Source organism: Pseudomonas tremae (genome assembly GCF_001401155.1).
Lineage (GTDB): Bacteria > Pseudomonadota > Gammaproteobacteria > Pseudomonadales > Pseudomonadaceae > Aquipseudomonas > Aquipseudomonas tremae.
In genome coordinates this window covers 1-877 of sequence record NZ_LJRO01000479.1, presented here as the reverse complement: position 1 = coordinate 877, position 877 = coordinate 1, and the positions used below count along the sequence as shown (strand labels likewise).

At 48.1% G+C, this 877-nt stretch carries 1 protein-coding gene; it reads left to right on the top strand.

The features are described from left to right. Window positions 1–605: 605 nt before the first annotated feature. Window positions 606–877 (top strand): DUF6001 family protein (locus ALO43_RS26340; protein ID WP_328586986.1); only part of this gene is annotated, 272 nt, incomplete at its 3' end.

The window sequence follows — 877 nt, the reverse complement described above, 5'->3', positions numbered from 1 at the left end:
GTATAGAAGGTGTCGTTGGTGTCGTCGGCTAATTGTGCAAGAAGTGTGTCCACGTTGAACTTCCCTGGCTTCGAAGTGTGAGCAGAGCTTGAGCAAGCTTCGTGCCACTGCTTTATCAGACGGCTGAACAAACTTAACGGCAGTGATCTAATAAACATGTATACAAGACGATAAGCCAAAACAGTGCGATTTCGACGCTATCGAGTCGGCGTGGTGCAGTTGCTTACGTGCCCTGAAATAATAAACATGGATAGCACTTTGCTACTTCTAAAAGTGGCTTATACATAATTCGATACATGTATTAAAGTTGTCATATTTCGAAAGCTTGCGTAAAAAGTCATTTAATTTAAAGGCTTGCCGATCTTTCAGCCACGCTTCAGGCCGGCGTTGGCGATTATCTGGCACCTTGCCAATACACGATGATCAATAACGGTGGCACGCCACTTGCTGGGTACAACATCGTGAAGTAATGGGGCTTGTTCCATTGCGTCAGCGCTCGCGTTAACGACGACAAAGTAATTCATGGTCATGGATCAGGCAGGGGGTTGCTCGGCAAGCCGAATAGCAGCCCCAATGAAGTCACCGTTATCGAGTGGAAGGTGTACATGGATTTTCGTGCTTTTTATTCAGGCAACGCCCTGCAGTTTCTGGCCTCGCGCCAACTTGCTTTTTCTGAACTGGAAGAGGTTGTAAAACGCCAGTATGCCGATGCACAACTGGCGCTGATCAGCAGCTCTCCCGTACATGGCATCGCTAATGCGGCCAGTGATATAGACCTGATATGTGTGACCGATGATCGGCAGTCCGATCAATCGATGGCCTCGCAGATTTACCACACTGAACACCATATGGAAGTGGTGGCATTTGCCCGCGAAGA